This is a genomic window from Streptomyces cahuitamycinicus (genome assembly GCF_002891435.1).
GTDB lineage: Bacteria > Actinomycetota > Actinomycetes > Streptomycetales > Streptomycetaceae > Streptomyces > Streptomyces cahuitamycinicus.
In genome coordinates this window covers 1-2,843 of record NZ_POUC01000680.1, presented here as the reverse complement: position 1 = coordinate 2,843, position 2,843 = coordinate 1, and the positions used below count along the sequence as shown (strand labels likewise).

Here is a 2,843-nt window from a genome sequence, read left to right as displayed (position 1 = left end):
TGTGTATAAGAGACAGCTTCCTCACGCGTGTTCACTTCGTCCGCAGCGCCTCGGCCATCTTCGTCAGCTGCGCGAACGAGGCGGTGCCCGTCACGACCGTCGTCGAGCCCTTGGTGCCCTCCAGGACCAGCGCGTCGTACCGGCCGCCCTCGTAACGGGTCCACGTCTCGCCGGCGATCTTCTCGGTCTTCCCGGTCTCCCGCGCGCCCTGGGTCGCGTCGTCGAGGAAGGCGGGGCGCCGCTGAGTGGACTGCTCGACCGCCACGTACTCCCCCTCGGGGTCGTGGAAACCCAGGTGCCAGGCGTCGAACTCGTCGCCCTGGAAGCGGACGGAGGTGGCCTTCCATGTGTCAGGCAGACCCTGGGGCGCGGCCACCGGGTAGGAGGCGGCGCGGCGTGCCGTGAGCAGTTCGACCCGATAGTCGACGGCCTTGACGTCGGGCGCGCTGTCGTCGTGCGGGATGAAGAGGTACACGAAGCCTGCCACGAGGACGATGACTCCCATGGAGAGGATCATGTCCCGTGCCGTCTTCTGCTTGCCGTTCTTGCCTGCCACGCCCTCTATCGTCGCAGGTCCCTGCCGCGCTCATCCGTGGGGGCCCCTGCTCATTTTGCGGCCTCGGCGATAGAGTCGGGCGACAAAGCCCTCATCCGGCCGTCGTCGTACAGAAAGGTGCGCTCCGATGACCGAGCATCATCACTTGCCGTCCGAACTCGATGTGCCCTCCGAGGCCCCCGACCGCAACCTCGCCCTGGAACTGGTCCGGGTCACCGAGGCCGCGGCGATGGCCGCGGGCCGCTGGGTCGGACGCGGTGACAAGAACGGCGCCGACGGCGCCGCGGTACGCGCCATGCGCACCCTCGTCTCCACCGTGTCGATGAACGGCGTCGTCGTCATCGGCGAGGGCGAGAAGGACGAAGCCCCCATGCTGTTCAACGGGGAGCGCGTGGGCGACGGGACCGGGCCCGAGTGCGACATCGCCGTCGACCCGATCGACGGCACCACGCTGACGGCGAAGGGCATGACGAACGCGATCGCGGTGCTGGCCGCCGCCGAGCGCGGGTCCATGTTCGACCCGTCCGCCGTCTTCTACATGGACAAGCTCGTCACAGGGCCGGAGGCGGCCGACTTCGTCGACATCAACGCCCCGGTGGCGGTGAACATCCGGCGGGTCGCCAAGGCGAAGCGGTCCGCGCCGGAGGACGTGACGGTGGTGATCCTGGACCGCCCGCGGCACGAGGGCATCATCAACGAGATCCGGGAGACCGGGGCCCGCATCAAGCTGATCTCCGACGGCGACGTGGCCGGCTCGATCCTGGCGCTGCGCGAGGGCACGGGCGTCGATCTGCTGCTCGGCATCGGCGGTACGCCCGAGGGCATCATCTCGGCCTGCGCGGTGAAGTGCCTGGGCGGCACGATCCAGGGCAAGCTGTGGCCCAAGGACGACGAGGAGCGGCAGCGGGCGATCGACGCCGGGCACGATCTCGACCGGGTGCTGACGACCGAGGACCTCGTCACCGGGGAGAACGTCTTCTTCGTGGCCACGGGCATCACCGACGGGGAGCTGCTGCAGGGGGTTCGCTACCGGGCGGAGAACGCCACCACCGACTCGATCGTGATGCGGTCGCGGTCGGGCACGGTCCGCCGGATCTCCTCCGAGCACCGGCTGAGCAAGCTGCGGGCCTACAGCGCGATCGACTTCGACAAGGGGAAGTAGCCCCGGGGAGAAGAAGACCGGCACAGCGACAGGGCGTCCCCGGTGCGGTGGGGACGCCCTTTCGTCGGCCCGTTTTCGTCGGCCCGTTTTCGTAGACCCTCTTTGCGGGTCCGTCGCGTAGATCCTCTGCGCAGGTCCGCTGCGTAGATCCTTTGCGCAGGCCCTTTTGGTTGTGCTGGGCCGTCAGCCCGCCGCCGCTATCTGGTTCGCCGGGCGGGCCGCCTTCTTCAGCTCCATGTCACGGCGGCGGCGCCGGGCCAGGACCACGCGGCGCTCCGCGGCGGTGAGGCCGCCCCAGACGCCGTAGGGCTCGGGCTGGAGCAGGGCGTGTTCGCGGCACTCGACCATCACCGGACACCGGGCGCAGACCCGCTTCGCCGCTTCCTCCCGGGACAGTCTCGCGGCGGTCGGTTCCTTGGAGGGGGCGAAGAACAGGCCCGCCTCGTCACGCCGGCACACCGCCTCGGTGTGCCATGGGGCGTCCTGGTCCCTGTCTCGCGCTGGCACCCGCGGGGCCGGAACGGCAGCTACCTGCAGGGACGAATGCGGCGGTTGCAGCACGGTCTACTCCTGACGACGGCTTCGCGAGCGAGAGACGATGCAGCAAGGCCTACCCGCTGTACGCGCGCCTATGCACTGAGTTCCGAACCGCCGGTTTCGGGGGATTCGCGACTGTCAATGCCCGAGGTGTTTGCGCAAACTCCTGTCGACCTTGCGCTCCACCCGGTCCAGGATGTCCGCGACGACCTTGCCCCGCCTGGGCCGTGCCTCGACGCTGCCCAGGACGGCCCAGCCGTCGACGTAGACGATGGGGGCCTGTGGGTCGCCCGAGTCGAGGGTGTCCACCTCGAAGCTGCCGAGTACGCCGCTGCCCGTGCCGCGCAGTGACACGTTCTCCGGGACGCGGATCTCGACGCTGCCGAAGATCGCGAACGACTTGACCACGACCTGCTGGTGGTCGAACAGGGCCTCGCTGAGGTCTATCTCCACACTGCCGAAGACGGCGTACGCGTGGATACGGCGGCCTGCGCGCCAACGGCCCTTGCGGACCGCGCCACTGAAGACCGCGACCACGTTGTCGTCCGGGTCGACCGGGAGGGCGCCGACGGTGGGGCGGTGCGGGGC

4 protein-coding genes are annotated in these 2,843 nt (G+C 69.4%); 1 reads left to right on the top strand and 3 read right to left on the bottom strand.

Annotated features, from left to right (window positions below):
* Positions 1 to 31: 31 nt before the first annotated feature.
* Positions 32 to 556, bottom strand: coding sequence for a DUF4245 domain-containing protein (locus C1J00_RS41540; RefSeq protein ID WP_102913993.1), 525 nt, complete (start codon positions 554 to 556; stop codon positions 32 to 34).
* Between the two features lie 127 nt (positions 557 to 683).
* Here C1J00_RS41540 and glpX point away from each other — a divergent pair, with 127 nt between their 5' ends.
* On the top strand, positions 684 to 1,718 hold the full coding sequence (gene glpX / locus C1J00_RS41535) for a class II fructose-bisphosphatase (protein WP_102913992.1): 1,035 nt from the start codon (positions 684 to 686) through the stop codon (positions 1,716 to 1,718).
* 183 nt (positions 1,719 to 1,901) lie between these two features.
* On the opposite strand, the gene C1J00_RS41530 is transcribed toward glpX, so the two are convergent.
* Together C1J00_RS41530 and C1J00_RS41525 are read right to left on the bottom strand one after the other, a co-directional pair.
* Complete coding sequence (locus C1J00_RS41530; protein WP_031132581.1) at positions 1,902 to 2,279, bottom strand: WhiB family transcriptional regulator; 378 nt, start codon at positions 2,277 to 2,279, stop codon at positions 1,902 to 1,904.
* 114 nt (positions 2,280 to 2,393) lie between these two features.
* Positions 2,394 to 2,843, bottom strand: a 450-nt coding sequence (locus C1J00_RS41525) for a LiaF domain-containing protein (RefSeq protein WP_102913991.1), incomplete at its 5' end; no start/stop codon positions are given.